Annotated in this window: 13 protein-coding genes; 4 read left to right on the top strand and 9 right to left on the bottom strand. The window is 41.7% G+C overall.

The features are described 5' to 3' along the window. Positions 1–76: 76 nt before the first annotated feature. The 7 genes from DUT71_RS03275 to DUT71_RS03305 all read right to left on the bottom strand — a co-directional run bounded on the left by DUT71_RS03275 (position 77) and on the right by DUT71_RS03305 (position 13,116). A complete protein-coding gene (locus tag DUT71_RS03275; protein WP_113661120.1) occupies positions 77–1,351 on the bottom strand; it encodes an MFS transporter in 1,275 nt (424 codons plus the stop codon). A gap of 6 nt (positions 1,352–1,357) precedes the next feature. Beyond that, complete coding sequence (locus tag DUT71_RS03280) at positions 1,358–2,935, bottom strand: sulfatase family protein (RefSeq protein WP_240186835.1); 1,578 nt, start codon at positions 2,933–2,935, stop codon at positions 1,358–1,360. Then, positions 2,935–3,879, bottom strand: coding sequence for an ROK family protein (locus DUT71_RS03285; protein WP_113661121.1), 945 nt, complete (start codon positions 3,877–3,879; stop codon positions 2,935–2,937). Before DUT71_RS03285 ends, DUT71_RS03280 begins: the two co-directional genes overlap by 1 nt. A 6-nt stretch (positions 3,880–3,885) precedes the next feature. Beyond that, positions 3,886–5,352 carry a sulfatase family protein gene (locus DUT71_RS03290; RefSeq protein ID WP_240186836.1) on the bottom strand — a complete coding sequence of 489 codons (1,467 nt, stop codon included), beginning with the start codon at positions 5,350–5,352 and terminating at the stop codon, positions 3,886–3,888. A gap of 96 nt (positions 5,353–5,448) precedes the next feature. Next, positions 5,449–7,953, bottom strand: coding sequence for a DUF4962 domain-containing protein (locus DUT71_RS03295; RefSeq protein WP_113661123.1), 2,505 nt, complete (start codon positions 7,951–7,953; stop codon positions 5,449–5,451). Between the two features lie 70 nt (positions 7,954–8,023). After that, positions 8,024–9,904 carry a RagB/SusD family nutrient uptake outer membrane protein gene (locus DUT71_RS03300; RefSeq protein ID WP_113661124.1) on the bottom strand — a complete coding sequence of 627 codons (1,881 nt, stop codon included), beginning with the start codon at positions 9,902–9,904 and terminating at the stop codon, positions 8,024–8,026. 53 nt (positions 9,905–9,957) lie between these two features. Further along, positions 9,958–13,116 carry a SusC/RagA family TonB-linked outer membrane protein gene (locus DUT71_RS03305; RefSeq protein WP_113661125.1) on the bottom strand — a complete coding sequence of 1,053 codons (3,159 nt, stop codon included), beginning with the start codon at positions 13,114–13,116 and terminating at the stop codon, positions 9,958–9,960. Between the two features lie 443 nt (positions 13,117–13,559). Here DUT71_RS03305 and DUT71_RS03310 point away from each other — a divergent pair, with 443 nt between their 5' ends. Both DUT71_RS03310 and DUT71_RS03315 read left to right on the top strand, forming a co-directional pair. Continuing rightward, a complete protein-coding gene (locus DUT71_RS03310) occupies positions 13,560–14,765 on the top strand; it encodes a glycoside hydrolase family 88 protein (RefSeq protein ID WP_240186837.1) in 1,206 nt (401 codons plus the stop codon). 141 nt (positions 14,766–14,906) lie between these two features. After that, positions 14,907–15,923, top strand: a complete 1,017-nt coding sequence (locus tag DUT71_RS03315; protein WP_113661126.1) for a formylglycine-generating enzyme family protein — start codon at positions 14,907–14,909, stop codon at positions 15,921–15,923. 34 nt (positions 15,924–15,957) lie between these two features. Here DUT71_RS03315 and DUT71_RS03320 read toward each other — a convergent pair whose 3' ends face one another. Together DUT71_RS03320 and DUT71_RS03325 are read right to left on the bottom strand one after the other, a co-directional pair. Then, positions 15,958–17,871 carry a sensor histidine kinase gene (locus DUT71_RS03320; protein WP_162795928.1) on the bottom strand — a complete coding sequence of 638 codons (1,914 nt, stop codon included), beginning with the start codon at positions 17,869–17,871 and terminating at the stop codon, positions 15,958–15,960. A 67-nt stretch (positions 17,872–17,938) separates the two neighbouring features. Further along, positions 17,939–18,562, bottom strand: a complete 624-nt coding sequence (locus DUT71_RS03325) for a response regulator transcription factor (protein WP_113661128.1) — start codon at positions 18,560–18,562, stop codon at positions 17,939–17,941. A 474-nt stretch (positions 18,563–19,036) separates the two neighbouring features. Between DUT71_RS03325 and DUT71_RS03330 the strand changes: the two genes are divergently transcribed. Next, positions 19,037–19,258, top strand: coding sequence for a hypothetical protein (locus DUT71_RS03330; protein WP_113661129.1), 222 nt, complete (start codon positions 19,037–19,039; stop codon positions 19,256–19,258). A 50-nt stretch (positions 19,259–19,308) separates the two neighbouring features. Continuing rightward, entirely contained in the window at positions 19,309–20,016 is a 708-nt protein-coding gene (locus DUT71_RS03335) for a sensor histidine kinase (RefSeq protein WP_113661130.1), read from the top strand. Positions 20,017–20,365: the final 349 nt, after the last annotated feature.

The raw sequence follows: 20,365 nt of genomic DNA on the forward strand, positions 1-20,365 counted from the left end.
TGTGTACAAATCTTCAACAAGCGTGAATATACATCAAACTTTTTTGAAAAGTAATGGGATGCGGATGGCTGACCAATTAAATTGATGCGGTGTTACTGCTATTAAATACATCTTTGAATTTTACGGTTTTGTTGTTTACCAGTGGATGGGCAAATAAAGCCACGATAAAAATATAGCCTAACGTAAGGTAGAGAAACATTAATCCGTAGCGTAAGCCAATAAAATCACCGATAAATCCTACTACAAATGGTACTAGCGCCCCGCCAAAAATGCCCGAACAAAGAATCCCGGAAAACGCACCATGATATTTGCTCACCGAATTTAGAGCCAACGAAAATACCACAGAGAACATGACGGAAATGGTAAGCCCTGATACAGAAAATGCGTAAAGGGCCATTTCTTGGCTGCCGAATAAGGCTAGGGTAAGGGCAAGGGCAGATAGGATGGCAGCTATTTTTAATACCAGTTTTGAATCCCATAGCTTTAACACAACAAGACCCAATAGGCAACCTATGGTCATCAGCCCCCAAAACCATGCTACGGCATTAATGCCAATGGTATCTGGGTTAGCACCGTGATAGCGTTTTAAAAATTCAGACATCCAATTGGCTAACGACTGCTCCGTACCTACATAGGCTACAATACCTAAAAAGAAGAACCAGACTTTGCCTTGTTTTAGCAATTCCATATATACTGAGGCTGTACCTGCTTTTTCATCGTCTTTTAATTGTACACGAGGTATTTTTATTAGACTGAGCAGTATAAGCATGAACAAAAAGATAAAACCAAATAGCCAGTATAAGGCCGTCCATTGCAGGCCATTTTTTACCAGGGAGTTTAATGCGCCAACGAGCGGATTGCCCGCCGATTGCCCGCCCATTGCTTTGATGAGGTAAGCGTACACAAAAGGGCTTACAAATGATGCCAGCCCAAAAACTAATTGACCCATTACAGAATAAAAGGCAAAATTTTCTTCGCCACCGGCAGTACGCATCAATGGGTTAATGATTACCTGTAACATGGCCATGCCAATACCGATCACGAACAGCGATGCAAGTGCCATGCTGTATTGCGGATTGAAGGCAAAAAGTAATGTTCCCAGGAGATTTAGTGAAAAAGCGATCAGCATCGACTTTTTTTCACCCAGCTTTTCTATCATTACACCAGCGGGAATTGACATCACGCCATAGGCGAGAAAAAAGGAGAAGGGCAAAAAAGCCGCCATGGTAAGGCTTAATTGATAAGTTTCGATAATGATGGGCATCAATGGGCCCAGTATATTGGTTACAAATGAAATTACAAACCAAATAATTAGTATAACTCCCACCAAAAAGCTACTTCTATATCTCATGAATATTTATTTTTTTATACCTGTATTAAAAATTTTTGCTGCTTCGGTATCTTGGTACTTTTTAATTAAAGCATTTAGCTTTGCCTTCATTTCTTTTACAATAGGAGCAGCGGCCTTGCTATCGTAAATGTTGTGGAGTTCATCAGGATCGTTTTGAAGGTCAAACAATTCCCAATGCTCCACTCTTTTGTAAAATCGTATCAGTTTATATCTATTGGTTTTAACTCCAAAATGTGGCGATACGGCATGTTCACCATTTTCGTAGTAATGATAATAGATGGCTTCACGGGCGGTGTATCGTTGTTTTTTTAATAAAGGAAGGAAAGAAAGTCCTTGCATTTCGGTAGGCACTGCTGCTCCGGCTGCCTGTAAAAGCGTAGGGGCAATATCGATATTCAGTAGAAATTGGTCAATAGTACTTCCAGGTTTTACCAGTCCTGGATAACGCATGAGCATTGGTGTACGAAAGGATTGTTCGTACATCCACCGTTTATCAAACCAACCATGTTCGCCCATATAAAATCCTTGATCTGAAAGGTAGATGACGATGGTGTTTTGAGCTAGGCCGCTTTTATCCAAATAGTCCAATGTTTTGCCAATGTTACGGTCAAGTGAGGCCGCTGTGGACAAGTAATCTTTCATGTAGCGTTGGTATTTCCATTCGGTAAGCGCTCGTCCAACGGGTTTCTCCTTTTCAAACTGCATTTTTATTTTGTCGTAATAGGCATGCCACTGTTTTTGTTGATCTTCGGTCATGTCACTGATATCACCCGAATGATTAAGTGGTTGGCCGTCGTACATCTTCAAATCGTTCCGTAAAGTCATGGTTCTTGCAATGCTCATGTCTTGTACGGCGGCAGCTTTACGGGTTTTGTAGTCGTCGTAAAAATTGCTCGGTAGCTCAAATTTTATGCTGTCATATCGGCCAAGGTCTTCCAATGCAGGCATCCAGGTACGATGGGTGGCTTTATGGCCGATAACCAAACAAAAGGGTTTAGCTTCGTCACGCTTTTTCATCCATTTTTCAGCTTCATCGGTAACAATATCGGTTACATAGCCCTGGAATTTTTTCCTGGTGTTATCCATCTGTATAAAATCAGGATTGTAATAACGTCCCTGGTCAGGCAGGATACTGTAGTAGTCAAAACCCTGAGGCGTATTGTTGCCCAAGTGCATTTTACCAATCCAAGCTGTTTGGTAGCCTACTTTTTGCAGTGCTTTGGCAAAGTTGTCTTGGTTAAAATCGAAATTGGAATTTTCATTGTCCTTAAAGCCATTCTTGTTGCTGTATTTTCCGGTAAGGATGGCCGCTCTGCTAGGGCCACAGATGGAGTTGGTGACATAGGATTTGGTGAAAATTGCCCCTTCTTTGGCCAGTCGATCAATATTTTTGGTTTGTGCCCATTTGCTTCCGTAGGCGCCAATGGTTTGATAGGCATGGTCGTCGGAAATAATGATCACGATATTGGGTTGTTGTGCTTTAACGGCACACCCAAAGGTTAATATGCCCACTAATAACACATAATTGCGGAATGTGCGCCTATATTTCATGAAATATGGATGATCTGTTGGTTTGAGTATCATTAAACGTGGTTATCTGAGTTTTTTATCTGGTCAAATACTTTTGCGGCACATCCTAATAAGCCCGCTTTATTGCCTAAGTTGGCTGCAACGATACTGGTAAATTGCGCTGCCGCAGGCATAGCCATACCAAGTGTGCGGGTTTTAATTTCGTTTACATAAAATTGGCCTGCCTCACTAATGCCGCCACCTATAACTACTTTTTGTGGACTGAATACATTGATCAAACTGGCAATGCCGGTAGCCATATAGTCGAAATGTTGTTGTAGGGCAATTTTGGCTATGGAATCGTTTTCATGATATTTTGCCACAATGCTCCGGCCGGTTATTTGATCCCCTTTGGCAATCGTTCCACCAGCATCACGAAAATCTTCTATCAGCGCCGATATGGAGGCGTAAGCCTCAAAGCATCCCTTGGCACCACAGCTACAGAGCTTGCCGCCATGGTTAATCATGATATGTCCCAACTCTGCCCCACGATTTTGGTGACCGCCAAATATTTTCCCATCAATAAGTATAGCTCCGCCAATACCGGTTCCAACGGTAAGGAACACCATATTTTCACTGCCGCTGGCAACTCCGTATTTGAGTTCACCATAGCCCATCATGTTCGCATCGTTATTTACCCACACCGGATAGCCGGTTCTTGCTTTCAGGATTTGGCCTAACGGAAGGTTGTTAAAACCTGGAAGATTATCGGCACCGCCAATTACTGTGTTTTGATCGACTATCCCCGGAAAGCCAACACCTATACCTTCTACTAAGTTATTTACTGTAGCTGCACATTGAAGTGCGGCAGCAGTAATCAGCGTGATCACGTCCGCTTCGGTGCTAGTTTCTTCCAGCGATTGTAAAAATGAATGGATAATTTCACCATTTTGGTTTACCACACCGCATTTCAAGGATGAACCACCTACATCTATCCCTATCGCAAATTTTTCCTGCATGGTAATTTACTTTAGATAATCGTATGCGGTGTCCAATTTAAAGCGTTTTTGCATCTCTTTGCTAGGCTTTGGTTTTTTGTCAACCTCGCTAAAGTATGGAGCTGTGTCCCATACTTTGGTATCACCAGCAATCGCCCGTGGATCTTGGGTTTTGATCAGATAGTTATCCATTTTTTTTAGTAAATCAGCTTTTATAGCGGCATATTTAGGCACATTGGCAAGGTTCTGTAGTTCATCGGGGTCATTTTTGATGTCGAACAATTCTATTGCTGGGCGTTTGGCTATTCCCAAATCGAAAAAGCGTTTTACCTTAGGGTCATTCTTATGTTCCATGAGGTAATATTTGGTTTCGCCTGGCCAATTAAGCATGTAAGGATCTATGTCGCCATAAAAAGGCGGATCGCCAGCTGGCCATCTATTCGGCTCGTAGTTTTTAATCAATAGGAAATCTTTGGTACGTATGGCTCTGCCGGGGTAGCCTAAACCATATTGACGAACAAAAGCATGTCTTTCGCGGCCCAAAACCACAAATTCCCGTGGGTTTGGTTCTTCTGCGTCTTTTTGGACAATCGGTAACAAACTTTTACCGGTCATTTCCTTAGGTACGGCTACCTTTCCCAGTTCCAGAAAAGTAGGAGCGAGATCGTTTAAGGTAACCAAATGATCGGTGATTAGGCCTTGTTTAAATTTGCCAGGCCATGAAATAATAAGGGGAACACGTGTGCCAAAATCGTAAAGATTAGCCAAACCGCGAGGCATTTGCCAGCCGTTGTCGCTACATACTACAATTACGGTATTTTCGAGCTCGCCGCTTTTTTTCAACTCGGCTAGTGCCTGTCCCAGTTCTCGGTCAAACTGTTCTATAGCTGCATAGTAATCGGCAATGTCGCCCCTAACTACAGGGACATTTGGCAAGTAACCGGGTACTTTTATACGATTGGAATCGATACCGGCCCTAGTACCAGAACCTACACTGTACGGGCGATGAGGTTCATGGCTACTGATCCAATAGCACCAAGGTTGATCGGTTTTCTTCAACTGTAAAAAATCACTAAAACTGTTGAAAGGATGGCCCGCAGGGTTATGTTTACGTCCATTCGCTTCAAAACTTCCAGGGCCCCAGCCTTTGCCTTGAAAGCCAACTTGATAGCCTTTTGATTCTAAAAGATCAGTATAAATCTGGTATTGGGTAGGCATAATGCTCCATAGGTTGGAGGCTTCTCTTAATCTCCAGGTATCTTGCCCGGCCAGCATGGCCGCACGAGCTGGGGTGCAAGAGGGCGAACTACAGAAAGCATTTTCAAATTGAATACCTTCTTTGGCCAGCTTGTCCATATTTGGCGTGCGTACGATGCTGTCGCCATAACATCCAGCATGGTTCCATGATTGGTTGTCGGACATGATCATCAAGATATTTGGACGCTTAGCGGTGTCCTTCTTTGCTACATTACAGGCCATTAGGCTTATAAGCATGAGGCATAGGGGTAAGAAGAACTTTGCGGATTTTTTCATATTTGTGTTGTTTTCGTTTTAAAAAATATTTCAGAAGTTGGTTTAGCTTTGACCAAGCTATTGTAATACGGTAGCTAAGGGAATGTTAACAGCGGATGCCACTCGTTTTTTTCCGTTAACGGTTTCTTCGAGTATGGTGTTGTTAGCTTTGATGTTTAGCATTTCACGACCATTTTTTACTAAAAGCATAGGAGGCTTTGCGGCATCTAGTTGGGCTTCTATTTTGATATCGCCTATTTGATATACGCCATCACTTATTTTAACGGCCTGTTGTACCGGCTTACCGGCGTCATTTAGTTGTATTACTGCCATAAACCGCATATTTTTTGATTTCGTTTCTGTGTTGTATGATAGGTGATATTGGTTTTTAACAGATTTATATTTCTTTTTAAAATCAATGGCAGGCGAAAAAAACTGGTCGGTAAGCGTAGCATTTAGTTTGCCAGAGCCTGTTACAAAAGCTTCGGCATAATTGGAACCACTGGTTAAAGTGAGTAAGTTTTGATTGTTCAGCTCGGGCTTATCCATGGTATGTAGTAAAAATGTCCATTCTGAGGGCTGTTCAGATTCCAAGATATCGTAAATAATAATGGTGCCCGGTCTTAAAAACACCAAATGCCTTTCGAATAACTTTAGTTTAGCGTCCCCATAGCCATTTTCGGGCGTTGGTTTGATGTTGTTTTGCAGTAAAAGATCTATAAATTGTTTATCTACAACAGGTTTGTAGGCCATGGTAGCATCGCCGCATACGTAGCTGATATTTTCGCCATTAATGAAGCGCTTGATCCAGCCATAGCCTTGGTGCCCAAAAGCCTGTCCCATGCCATTGATCAAAATGCCATTATGCGCTCTGGTATGCCTATACGAACTTAAAGCATGCGGATCGGCAAAGGACGTGTAATAGCCTGTAGCATAAAATACTGGTTCGCCTTTACGAGAAATATTGAAGCTGTTTTGGTTGGCGTGCATATGGCCCTTGGCTCCAAAAGGGGATGACCTGAAATATACTGCCGTATTATCAGCGCTGTTGAGCACGTTGGTATGCATGGCGGTTTCGCCTACGCCCTCAAATAGCCGGGCTTGTGGTATATTTTTAGGCGTAGCTACCTGGTTTGCATCAAAGCGTATATTATTTACAATTTGATACCATGGCTCTACTTTTTGTAAAGATTTTGAAGGAGGTTGTTCTTCTTCTCTTTCTGGTCCCTGTTTTTTTGATTGCAGTAAGGCCGATAAACGATATAGGGCTTTGTCATCATGATTTTCTTCTCCAACGGTGAGCATCATTTCATGGCCCACATTGCCATAATACACACGGTCGTGCATATCGCCAAAACCAGAAATCCTGCCATCAACTGGAGCGAAATAAAGAAAATAGTCGGCCAGATTTTTATACCAAGGCATGTTAAAAACATTGACATTGCCTATTTTCTTCATCAATAAAGCCATATCTACCATGGCCAATTTGTTTACGCCGAAATAGCCAATACCTTCAGACCATCCGCCTTCTTGCGTAGCTAGGTTAGGAAAACGGGCCAAAAACAGCTCGTAAGTATATTCAAGCATGGCACGGCTTTCGGGCAAATCGTGGGCCGTGGCAAGTGCTGCAATAAAATTTCCGGCAAGCTCCATTTGCCAAAAATGATTTTCTACATGCCTGGCCTCAATAAGACCTGGCCAATCATTAAGGCCGTGTTTTAGCTGTTTGGCTATCACGTTTAATAGGTTGTCCTTTTCCTTCCCAGAAAGATTAGTATAAAGAATATCGTAGCCTTTAGCCAAGGCGATCATTACCTTAGCGCCTAAAAGATCGTTGGTTGGCCAGGTGAGCAATATGTTCATCCTTTCCTTAATTTTCTCCAACATCTCTTTGTTTCCTGATAAAACATAAGCTTCGAGCAGGTTTTGATAGATATCAAGTTCTTTTCCTGCTTTGATGTTCAAGGCCCTTTCTTCGGCCGGTGTTTTTCCTATTACGCTACCGGTAAATATGGGCATTTTTAGTGCTTTTTCACCTGAGGCTATAATACTTTTGTACAAAGGATGCGAAGGGGCATCCTTTCTGATTTGTTCAATATTTCTGCCCTGGTTCATCACCCTTGGGTGTTGCCTGGTAATATTGCTCAAAAACTGTTCAAAGCTGGGCGTTTCGAAATTGTTTGACAGAGGATCTATAAAAAAGGAGTAAATGCCCTTTGTTTCGGTTTTTGAACCGGTAATAATCTCATACTTCCAGTACCATTTGCCCGCGGCCATTTTTTGGTGCGGATTAAAGAAGCAATATTGCTGTGGCTTACTTTCTATGGTGTTGTTTTTGGGAAAAGCAACATCTTGGCTCAGATAAATTTTGTATCGTACGTTTCTGCCGCTATTCTTTTTTTCCGAGGCCCAAAGTAAACTAGGAGGATTTGTTTTTACCGTTACATGGTTGGGTTGCGCTGTTATTCGCCACTCTTCGATCACTGCATTTGGTAATGTTTTTACGGGGCTATCAGGCTTTTGCGCAAACAGGCTTGTTGCTATAAATACACACGCAAATGTTTTATAAATACACCTTGTCATTTTTAATTGTTCTATGGTATGGTTTTACCCAGTATTGGTAAATAGCTTCCTTAATTTTAATTTGTTTGCATTAACGCCATCCCGGATTTTGTCTTGTAATGGCCGTGTTCACATCCATTTCGTTTTGCGGGAAAGGAAAAAGTTCATGTTTACCGGCCACAAAATTGGTTCCGGCGAGGTAAGGGTAAGTTGCTCTGATGGCTCTCACTTTAACCAAAGTCTCCGCAATTTTTGTCCCTAATAAATTCCAGCGAATTAAATCGGCTCTGCGCATTCCCTCAAAACATAATTCTTTTGCACGTTCATCTACCAGAATGTCAAAAAATTGCTGTTTATTTAGTCCTGTGGGTATATCAATGGCATTGGCGCTAGGCTTGGCCACTAAACTTGCAGTAATTATGGCTCCGCTACCATTACCGCCCGTTATGGTTACTGCGGGGGCCGAGGTATAGCCATAACCACCATTGTTTAGCGTAAGTGTTGCAATTTTGTTTGAGGTTCGGGTAGCTACAGCGGCCGAGGCATAATTTCCGCCACCACCGGTAATTTCTATCGTTGGATTGGCTGTGTAGCCCGTACCGCCATTGGTAACGGTTAAAGCAATACTGTTGCCCGTCATATTCAACCCATAGGCACGTCGTCTTACTTGGTTAATGGCATCCAGTGCCACGTTATTTGGGCCTTCGTTCAATTCGTTTTCTACTTCTGCGCGGATCAGCAAAAGGTCAGAATAGCGCATTACAACATAATTGATATTGGTGTTTACATTTTCTGTTGGACTGTTTGTTTGATATTCTCTGCTCCATTTTCCCGGTGCCCAATTTTGGTCTCCGGTACCGGTAGTTAGGTATTGCCTGTTGCCCATTGCGTTGATGCTGTATCTTGCCACAGCAAAATCTTTCCTAAAATCTCCGTCCTGAAATAGCTCATAAAATGGCCTGATGGTAGCTTGCCTTAAATTTGTTGAGGCATAAACGCCCGCTGCAGTGGTAGGGGCATTCCAAAAACCAATACGAGAGCTGTTTGGTGTTTCGCCACCGCCGCCGGTGAGCGAGAAAAACGCGATTTCAAAAATGCTTTCGGTAGGCTCAAGTTGATGTTTGCATTGGTTAATAAATACCTGCGGATAACTTGGGTTTAGCTTATAAGGGTTAGCGGTCATGATCTCATTGATTTGCTGACGGGCTACCTCATAATATTCTTTATAGTTATCTGGACGTTTCATTTGCCCATCGGCACGTAAGGAATAACCACCTGCAAACAGTGATATTCTGGCCAATAGTGCTTTGGCTGCCCACTTGGTAGCGCGTTCGCTGGTAGGTGAGGTAGGGGGCAATGCTTCGGCTGCTTCCAACAAATCCTTGGTAATTTGTTCGTATATCTTGTATCGGTCTACCAATGGATTTTTGATAACATCGCCTACGGCCGAGCTCTTTGTTTTAAATGGTACATCACCCCACATACGAACCAATTCCGAATAATAGAAGCCACGTAGAAATTTGGCTTCGCCTAAATATTGGTCAAGTTTTGCTTTTTCCTGGGCAGTACCGCTGGTATAAAGGGGCATTTTTGGAATTCTTTCGATAACCACATTTGCACGGTCAATACCTTGATACAGTACGTTCCAAGTTGAGGAGTAGATATCGGTTTCGGGAATGCCGGTATAATGGGGGATTACTCGCCAGCTATCGGCCGAGTTACCAGAAATCTGGCTAATATCGCTGTCATTATCTAATACCTGTGGAATGTACCATCCGTAGGCCGCCCAGGTAGATGCCGAGGAATAAACCCCCAGTGCGGCCATTTCTGCTTCTGCGATACTAGAATAGAAGTTTTCGCTACCAAAAAAAGAATAAGGGGTAGTTTCCAATGCCTTTTTGCAAGAGCAAATGGAAAAAGAGATTGCCGATAAAAATATTAAAACTCGGTATGTAAATATTTTCTGTTTCATAAAAATAGTTTTTATGGTTTTATCCAGTTTGAATCGTAAATAGTTTAGGAGAGCTACAGTGTTAAATTAAGGCCGAAAACAAAAGATTTCGCTCTTGGATAAGCACTGAAATCAACGCCTGGTGTAACGGCATTGTTTACCGTGCTTACTTCAGGATCGTAGCCAGAATACTTTGTGAAAACATGAAGATTATAAGCCGTTAAGTAAATGCGGGCATTGCTAAGTTTTATTTTTTGTATCAGCTCTTTGGGAAACGTATAGCCTAAACTCACGTTGTTGATGCGTAGAAAAGAACCATCTTCGATAAGGGTATCATATGGCCTGTCGGAAACAATTCCGGCGTAAGATGGTACCGTTTTGCCTTGGTTTAGGGCAGCCAGTTCAGTTGGGTCGGTTACACGTGCGCCCGCTGCATTAATGGTTGTCCATCTATTGGTAAAACGCTGTAAACTATTTTTGTATTGGTTGCTTAGGGCCGAGTTGTTAAGTACATTGGCATTGTAAATATCACCACCTACAGAAAAATTCAGGAACACGCTCAGATCTATGCCTTTATAGCTGAACGAGTTGCCGATACCGCCGGTGTATTTAGGGTTTGCATTGCCGATCACGGTACGGTCGGCATCGCTAATTATCCCATCAGGAACGCCGTTGGGCCCGCTAATGTCTTTAAATTTTTGGAAACCAGGTTGTACGGTACGGTTATCTTTTACTACACCGTTTTTTAAAGTGTAGGTATTGGTTGCAGTGTTGAAATCAAAATCGCCTACCTGATATAAACCATCGGTTAGGTAACCGTACATGGTGCCCACGGGCCTTCCAACCTGTAATATGAAATCGTTGATGGTGGTATAACTAGATAAAATTTTAAAAGTTTCGCCCTGGCTAAGCTCCAGCACTTTGGTTTTATTAAAGGCAATATTAAAGTTGGTGCTCCAATTGAAGCCATTGCCGGTTATGTTGACCGTGTTTAATGTGAACTCCAGACCTTTGCTAGCCGTTTTTCCGATATTTTGAAACTGACTTGAGAAACCTGTACTGCCAGGTATGCGAACATCAAATAATAGGTTTTTTGAGCGGTTATCATACCATTCGGTAGTTAGGGTAATACGTTGTTTTAGAAAGCCCATATCTAAGCCCACGTTAAATGATTCGTTAGCTTCCCATTGCAAAGAAGGGTTAGGCAGATTGTTTTGGAAAGCAGATAGTACGTTGCTATTGTTGACAGGATATAACCCAGTGGCGTAAATTCCCAGAGCGGTGTAGTTTGGAATACGGTTGTTGCCAGCCTGTCCGTAACTTAAACGCAGTTTAAGATCTGAAAATACAGGGGCCTTTTTCATGAAATCTTCATTGATCAAACGCCAAGCCAGTGCCACTGATGGGAAGTAGCCCCACTGGTTATTCATCCCAAATTTTGATGATCCATCAGCACGTAGGGTAGCGGTTAATAAATATTTATCTCCATAAGAATAATTTAATCTTCCGAAGAATGAAAGCAGCTTGTCATCTTCGGTGTAAGAGCTTGGCACACCTACTACGGTACCTAATGAAAGATTATCCCATCCGTTATTTACTGTAGGGAAATTAGATGCACTGGCACGGAAATTTTCATAGTAATTGTACACGTATTCTTGCCCGGCGGTTAAATCTAACTGGTGCGCTTTAGCAAAATTTTGGCTGTAGGTAAGGGTGTTGTTGTAGTTGAATCGGATATCTTTAGCATCGCTGATACTGCCAAACGGACCCCCGCTACGTATGGCCACAATAGATTTGGCCTCATTAAACTCCTTATATTTATTGTCTTTAAGCGTATAATTGATCAGGCCACGGTAGGTTAATCTTTTATTCAGTTTATATTGTATGCTTGTATTGGCATTAAGTGTGTTGATGATGCGGTTTCTTAACCTGGTTTGCGCACTCACGATAGGGCTTTGGAAAGCTGGCGAGCCCGAGTCCTCAAATGGATCTGTTTGTAGGTCTAAAAGTTGGTCGTCATTTGCATTAAGGGAGTTTACGGGCCTATATTGCAATAAGGTTTGTAATACGCTAAGTCTTGCGTTACCACCTTCAGTAGGAGGTAGCCCCGTTATCTTTTGATTTGAAACATTGATCATGGCATTTACCGTAAGATTTTGGCCAACTTTTTGGTTTAAGGTCAGTTTTCCAATGTTCTTTTTTGAGGCGCTATTGATCATGATCCCTTCATCGCTATTGTTAGCAAAAAATAGGTTAAATTTAGTTTCTGCCCCGCCACCGTTTAAGCTGATCTTGTGGTATTGATTATATACGGTACTTCCAAAAACTTCCTTTTGCCAGTTTTTGCCAGGTCGGTTGCCGTAATTGGCCTGTAGTTGATCGAAAGCGCCGTATCTGTTGGTAAAACTTGTTTCTAACGTAGCATTTCCAAGTGAGCGTTCATAATCCAGTAACAAATACTGGTAAGCATTCATCACGGGGATTTCATTGGTTATCTTTTTTGCGCCAACATATCCCTCATAGTTAATGGCTACTTTTCCGGCTTTGATTTGCTTTGTGGTAACCAGCACCACGCCATTGGCACCTCTTGCTCCATAAATTGCGGTCGAAGAAGCATCTTTCAGCACATCTATACTTTCTATATCCATAGGATCCAGAAAAGCAAGGCCATCTGTTTGTGGCACGCCGTCCACTACGTACAAAGGCTCGTTACTTTGGGTAATTGAAGTTCCGCCGCGGATTTTTATAGCCGGACTAGCGCCTGGCGAACCATCAGACAGGGTAACCTGAACACCAGCAAGGCGTCCTTGCAAGGCCTGGGCAACGTTTTGAACTGGAACCTTTGCTATTTCGGCTCCGCTTACTGAGGCAATTGCACCGGTGAGGTCTTTACGCTTTTGTGTGCCGTAGCCCACAACTACAATTTCATTAAGGCTCTTGTCGTCCATTTGCATGGTGGCCTTAATTTCAGTTTTGCCATCTAAGGCAAGCTCAAGTTTACGGAAGCCCATAAATTGAAATACCAATATACTCTTTCGATCGGCATTAATCGTGAAGTAACCGTTGTTGTCGCTAATGGTAGTTTGGTTAGTGCCCTTTACGGTGATTGTTACACCTACCATAGGCAAAGATGTGTCATCTACAACTGTACCTTTGATAAGGTTTGGATTTTGGGCCTTTAACAAGACCGCACATCCTACAGTGATTAACAATAGTAGTAATAGTTTTTTCATACCTTGTTCATTAATGAAAGTTTATTATAGGTTGTTAGTTTAGATCAAATTTCGCTGTCGGGCACAGCAATGACTTTCAATTATTGCTAATAAATTGTTGATTTTTGATAATTGTGAAATTACTTTAAGCGCCAAGATCCTGTGCGGTGCTGGTTGTCCTCAAATCGTTAAACTGAAAATTATTGTTGCAAGTCAGATGTGTTATAAGGCTATTTTGCTTTATGGATGGGGAGGGATTTTCTGCCGAAAACCCGCAAGTTGGCTTGGGTAAAGCGATATGTTTATTACGTATTGGTTTTTGATTATTGAGTGCAAAAAACTTGAGTGAATTTTCAAAAATTGAAACATTTATAGCGAAAATCGAAATAGGCAAATTTGGGATAGGCCTACTTTTGCTGCATAAACATTGTGCTAAACACCAAAAATGCAATCCTAATATTTCTATGATGACTTTAAGATTTTCAATTTGTTTATTTGCTTTTCTTTTTCCGATTTCGATGCAGGCCCAACCCAAACCTGTTGCCGAAACACCTCAATGGCTGGAGAAATCAGTGAAAGTTGCCCGTCAGCAACTAATGGCGGCCACTCGTGCCTATCAGCCCGGACTAAACCCCAGATCTACCAATCAGGATGGTTCTGCACGACTTGCCGATTATAAAGATTGGATCACAGGCTTTTTTCCAGGGTCGTTATGGTATGGTTACGAACTTACCGGCGAAGATAAACTGGCCAAAGCTGCGGAGCGTTTTACCTTGGGGCTCGATTCCCTGCGTTATCTTACCCACACTCATGATTTGGGCTTTATGATCTATTGTTCCTATGGCAATGGTTATCGAATTACAAACGACAAAAAATATTTACCTGTTCTTGAGCAAGGCGCAAAGAACTTGAACGCACGTTTTAATCCCATACCAGGCGTTATTCGTTCTTGGGACTTTGGCGAGTGGAAGTATCCAGTCATTATTGATAATATGATGAACTTGGAATATTTGTATTGGGCGGCACAACAATTTCATGAGCCCAAATATACCGCCGTAGCCAATACGCATGCGCTTACCACCATGAAAAATCACTTTAGGAATGATTACAGCTCTTATCATGTAGTGGATTATGATCCAAAAACTGGTGCTATCCTTCAAAAAGGAACGCATCAAGGGCTAACCAATGAATCGGCTTGGTCACGTGGACAGGCATGGGGATTGTACGGTTACACCATGTGCTATGAAAATACCAAAAATCAAAAATTTTTAGATCAGGCAGAGAAAATAGCAGCCTACATTATGAACCATCCAAATACCCCGGCGGATAAAATTCCTGTTTGGGATTACGATGTGCATAACGTGAAAAGTGAACGAGCGCCACGTGATGCTTCGGCCGCCGCAGTCATTGCCTCAGCATTAATTGAGCTTAGTACCCAAGTAAAAGACGGCAAAAAGTATCTTGATTATGCCGAAGATATGTTGAAATCGCTTTCGGGCGACCAATATCTGGCCAAACCCGGCGAAAATAATTTTTTCATATTAAAGCACAGTGTTGGCGCATTCCTTTTTAACTCTGAAATAGACACGCCGCTTGCTTATGCTGATTATTACTATTTGGAGGCACTTAAAAGATATGCCCAAGTTAAGCACTTTGATACAAAGAAATGATTAACTGGCAAAATACGGTCGATGCGCTAAGGCCAAGGTAAACTCGGGGGGGAAACCAACAGCCTTAGGCATGACCTTTTTGGAGCTAACGATCATCTTTGCAATATTTCGGCTATTTTTAACCTCATAAATATAACAAATATGTCTTTTAGATATGGATTACTGGTAATTACTGCGGTCTTAATGTCGGCCTGTAATTTTGAAGCGAAAGATAAAAGTGCCGAGCAGAAAAAGTCTCGCCAGCCAATCCAGCGCTCGGCAGATGGAATGGTGTTGATTGAAGGGGGCGAGTTTGCTATGGGCGCCATAGATGAGAGCTTTGTAGATGCGTTGCCCGTACATCAGGTTAAGGTAAACAGTTTTTGGATGGACGAGCACGAAGTGACCAATGAACAATTTGAAGCTTTTGTAAAAGCTACAGGATACGTGACCGATGCCGAAAAAAAACTTGATCCAAAGGATTATCCCAATGTACCGGCGGAGAAACTGGTTTCTGGCTCAGCCGTTTTTAGCCCACCAGACCACCAGGTTCCTTTGGACAATCCCCTTAGTTGGTGGAAATACGTTGCTGGCGCCAGCTGGAAAAATCCATTTGGCGATGGACGAAGAATGGAACTAAACAAACCTGCGGTACATATCAGCTATAACGATGCCCAAGCTTATGCCGAATGGGCAGGCAAAAGGTTGCCCACAGAAGCAGAATGGGAATACGCTGCCCGAGCTGGTGTAGAAGCTCAGCCTTATTATTGGGGCGGTGATTTGAAACCCAAAGGCAAATGGGTTGCCAATATCTTTCAAGGGAGGTTTCCCGATGCAGACAGTAAAGATGATGGGTTTGTTGGTTTGGCACCAGTAAAATCTTATGCGCCAAATGCCTTTGGATTATACGATATGGAGGGCAATGTTTGGGAATGGTGCAGTGATTATTATCGGCCAGATTATTACCAGAATAGCCCCAAAGACAATCCCAAAGGTCCTACAGATAGTTATGATCCCTATGAACCTGCATTAGAAAAGCACGTACAACGGGGGGGCTCATTTTTATGTAGCGATGAATATTGTAACCGTTACAAAGCCGGCAGCAGGGGCAAGGGCGAAACTTCAAGTGCTTCTAATAATTTAGGTTTCAGGTGTGTTAAAAATGTGGCCGCAAATTAGGCCGATGCAAAACCCAAAAAGCAGCATTTTCTAATCAATGGATCAAGGCAAAAGATGATACTAAAGGAATAGATACTATGATTTCAGTACCATAAGTGTTTGATTTGATGTTTGTTTTGCCGTTTAGATATTTAACCCTGCGACGAATTGAGTCCAGGCCCATTGATGATTTGTGATCATTAGGTTTCTTGTCATCCAGGCCAACACCATCGTCGCTGATGGAGAGTGTTAAGTTATTTTCTTCGCTATAAATCAATATGTTGATGTTTTTGGCCTTGGCATGTTTAATGATATTGGTAATTGCCTCTTGGATAATCCGTAGCAGCGCAATTCGGGTGTCTGTGTTTACGGTAGCTAATGAATGATCGTCAATCTGAATGGTTTTATGATAACGGTTGTCGGGTAAAGCGTGGTCGGTCAATAGTTTAACTTGTTTTTCAAAAGATAATTCTGGCGACTGGTCCGAAGCGCTAAACCATTCATGGCTTTTACTTCTGACACTTTCATAGGTTTTTGCCATATTTTCCCGTAACAAAACAAATTTACTTCGTAACGCAACATCATCAACATCCATGGATAGCACCTCTAATTGGTGTGTAAAAGCTGCTATGGAAGCAGAAAGACCGTCGTGTAGGTCCTGTCCCAATCTTTGTTGCTCTTCCCGTACGGCCTGGTGTTTGGCTTCTTCCATAGCAATAATCTGCATATTGGCCATGTTATTGAGCGCCTCTACTTGTGCTTTAGCTTTTTTACTCCGATAAATCATCGTCAGATAAATCGTAAGGATTAGTATCAACGCCGAAATTGATATAATGATCAGCCAATTGGTTCTGTTTTGCTTTATGCTCTCAGCTTTTTGAAGTGCAATGGCACTATGTTCGGCTTGCGTATAGGCGTAAAGTAGGTCGCTGGTCTCGGCCATCAGGCTTCCCTGCAAATTTCTTTCGTGTTGTAATGCCTCACTGATATTATCATAGGCACGGTGGTAATTGCCTTTTAATGCTTGCAGTTTCGCTTTGAACTCAAAAAGGTCGGCACTTTGGCTTTTCCCAAAATTAGGTGACAATTCATACCTGTTGATGTAGGCTAAAAGGCTATCGGGCTTTTTCAAATTCAGAAAATTCTCTATGCGCATACGTACCAGGTTAATGTCAATAAAGTTTGTAGCTTGGTCCTTGTATGTTGTCTTGAGCTTTTCCATTTCATTGAGCAATGTAGCGGCCACACCATATTGTTGTTGGTAATTGGCAAGAGAGTGTTGCATGTCAATCATCAAAAGATCATTGTAAAGCATTCGGCTTCTGCCAATGGGGTATTTGCTTTGAATGGCTTTGCCAATCTGTTTTGCCAAGTTTGCCGTTTTTAGCACCTCTGCGGTATCCTTTTTTTTAATATAGCCCATTAAGGCCGGCGATAGGATATACATCGCATTTAAAGCTATCGAATGATCAATTTTATCTGTTTTTATAAGTTTGGGCAAACTTTCCAAATAGCTTTTTTCCTTTTCAAACACAGCAATCACTTTGTCGTAAAGGCGCTGTTCTTGATATATTTTGCACTTTTGCAGTTGTTCCAAAAGCGGGTTTTGTTTGCCTTCTCTTTTATATTCTTCCGTAATTTTCTCGGCATAATACATAGATGCTCCCTTTTTTTTGAACATACGTGCATTATTGAAAAAAAGCATGAAGTAAGTTTTGCGGGCATAACTGTATTTGGGCATGCCCCAAGCAATCTCTTCATAAATATTTAGGAGATCAACCAATTCTTTGGTTTCAAAACTTCGTCCCTCAGAAAGTAGTTGATGTGTTAGTGAATCGGCCTTGATCAGGTACTGGTCGGCAGGTAAGCTGCCACCTTTGTAAGCTTTGGCTAATTTATCGAATTCTTTTTGAGCACGGTCAGCGGTTTGATTGCCAAATGCGTTCATTTGAATGAAAATGCCTATCATTAACGTTAAAAGGCAAAAAAGGTTAAGGTTGGAGAGACAAGTTTGGTGCTTCATGAAATGGTTATAATTAGATGAGTTCCTGCTTTCGTGCATACGATAAAAGTTCTGTAATAGAATTTACACTGGCCTTGGCCATCATTTTACGGCGGTGTGCAACAATGGTATGTTTGCTGAGGTAGGTTCGTTCAGCGGTTTCGGCAATAGAAAGCCCACTGGCAAAATACTGCAAAATCTCCAATTCTCTTGCTGAAAACGGGATATTAGAGGCCGCCGAGTTGATTTGGTGTATCTTGGGGCTAATGTACTGCTGCCCGCTATCAATCGTGTTTAAACATTCCAGTATGGTATCAAATCCAGATGATTTGCTAACGAAACCATGAGGGTTGTAGCTGAGAATATTTGCGATGGCAACTGGGCTTACCACGGAGCTCATTACAATAATGACCACGTTTTTGTTTAATCGCTTGGCCTCATTAATTAGCTGTAGTCCGGTTTTGTCCTGGAGGTAATAATCTAAGAATAGATAAACAGGAGATTTACGGTTTTTGATTAAGAACTGCGTTAATTCTTTCTCCTCGCTTAGCGTGTGTACATTATTGAAAAGTTCTAAGCGTTCAATCAATGCGGAAAAAGAGTCGGCGAATAGAAGATGATCATCAAATACGATTGCTGTAGCCTCTCTTTTGGTCATATTGTTTTCTGTAAAATACTTAGTATAGCAAAAAAATGGTATTGGATATCTGAAGAATGGGTGTGTGCATGGCTATGGCCTGTTCAATCTATACGTGGTACAGCTTTTATTTGCTTTCCTTTTTATATCCCGTGAACTGGAAATAATGAAAATGGAAATTTACCTAAATATAAGGTTGTTTTTTTGGTTTTCATTAGTCATGTGTTGAGGTTTTACAATTAAATATATGGATATTTTTGTGCTGTTGGTATCCTTCTTTAGGTTTTTTAGAAGAAAAAAGCACCTCAAAATTGCATTTAATATTTTCATCTTAAAATAGCAAATTTTTGCTATTTGTATAAAAAGGGCCACATGTTATTGTCTTAATCAGCTTGGCCCGTTTCGGTTTGTTGCCTAGTGTATTAGTTTTGGGTTGCTAATCAATAAGAAAATGTATTCATAGCTGAGCAAAATTGTAGCTCATGTAAATTTAAGATGCGGATAATCATAAAAAATGTAGAGGATGCTTTTATCGGCCCTGCTGTTCAACAGGGACTACTGAACGTACATATTTCTGGAATAGAACCTGATGATTTGTTGTTTCAGATAGATATTGTGCAGGTTATCAACTATTACGGCATCACAGAATTGCTTGACACGATAGGCGAAGAACAAATTAGGTTACATCTCTTGGCTTCTACAGAACGATCTGCATAGTAATCAAACTTCTTGCCGCCAAGTGAGGAAAGCTTCAAATAGTAAAGTATATGATGACAGAGGAACGATATCGGTTAGACAATTTCAGCAAAATGTTGATTTCAGTGTTGGCGCATGACTTAAGACAGCCATTTTCAACACTTATCTTGGTTACTGATATGTTCAAAAATTCGGAATGTCCTTTATCCGACGAGGAACTGCGTATTTTTTTTGGACATATACGTGATACCGCAGTAGAAAGTGTTAAATTGTTAGATGGCCTGGTTACCTGGATGAAATCTCAAAATGACACGTATGTTTATCAGGCGCAGCCGTGGTGTTTGCATGATTTGATCAACGAGGCCAATAATCTTTACGTTTATAATCAAGCGGGCAAAGGCCTTCATATTTCCAATGCTGTTCCTCAAAGGCAGCTGGTTTATGCCGACAGGGAGATGCTCCAATTTATTAACAGGAACATTTTAAGTAATGCAACAAAGTACTCGCCCTTGGGTGGAACTATTAAAATATCCAGCAGGGTCGAAAACAACTATATTACCGTAGCTTTTGAGGACCAAGGAATTGGAATTAGGGAAGATCAGCTTCAGGGGATATTCAATATTCAGGATACCAAAGCAACAAATCGCGATTATACCGGTGCTGGAATAGCCTTAAATATCTGCCAAAACATGATTCAGCAAGCCAACGGAAAGCTATGGGTAGAATCAACCTACGGTAAAGGCACTATTTTTTATTATTCGCTACCACTTGAACCGTAGCTGTAAATCAGCAAGTTGCTCGGGAGCACAATCGGAAAGATCTTTGAGTACTCCAAGTGATATTTGCAGGCCCCATTAGACCAGATTCGAGCAATGGCCAATCCTTATCGTAATGTTTCCAAGTGCTAAAGGTAATCCCTGCTGCCTGAAAGTTTGTTAAGCCCTAACTTGCTATTGGAAGCAGGCTTGCTATATTCATTCTCCTCGGGCAGTTCATCTCCAGTCAAACGGTTTAGCTAAAGATTTGTAACCTTGATATTGAGCTGATTGTTCCCCTGTTTAACGGCCGAGGTAAAGCTACCGGTTTTTACTTGTGGGGCATCATTTACTAACCTTGGGCCACATGGTT

Source organism: Pedobacter nanyangensis, from assembly GCF_003313505.1.
Classification (GTDB): Bacteria; Bacteroidota; Bacteroidia; order Sphingobacteriales; family Sphingobacteriaceae; genus Pedobacter; species Pedobacter nanyangensis.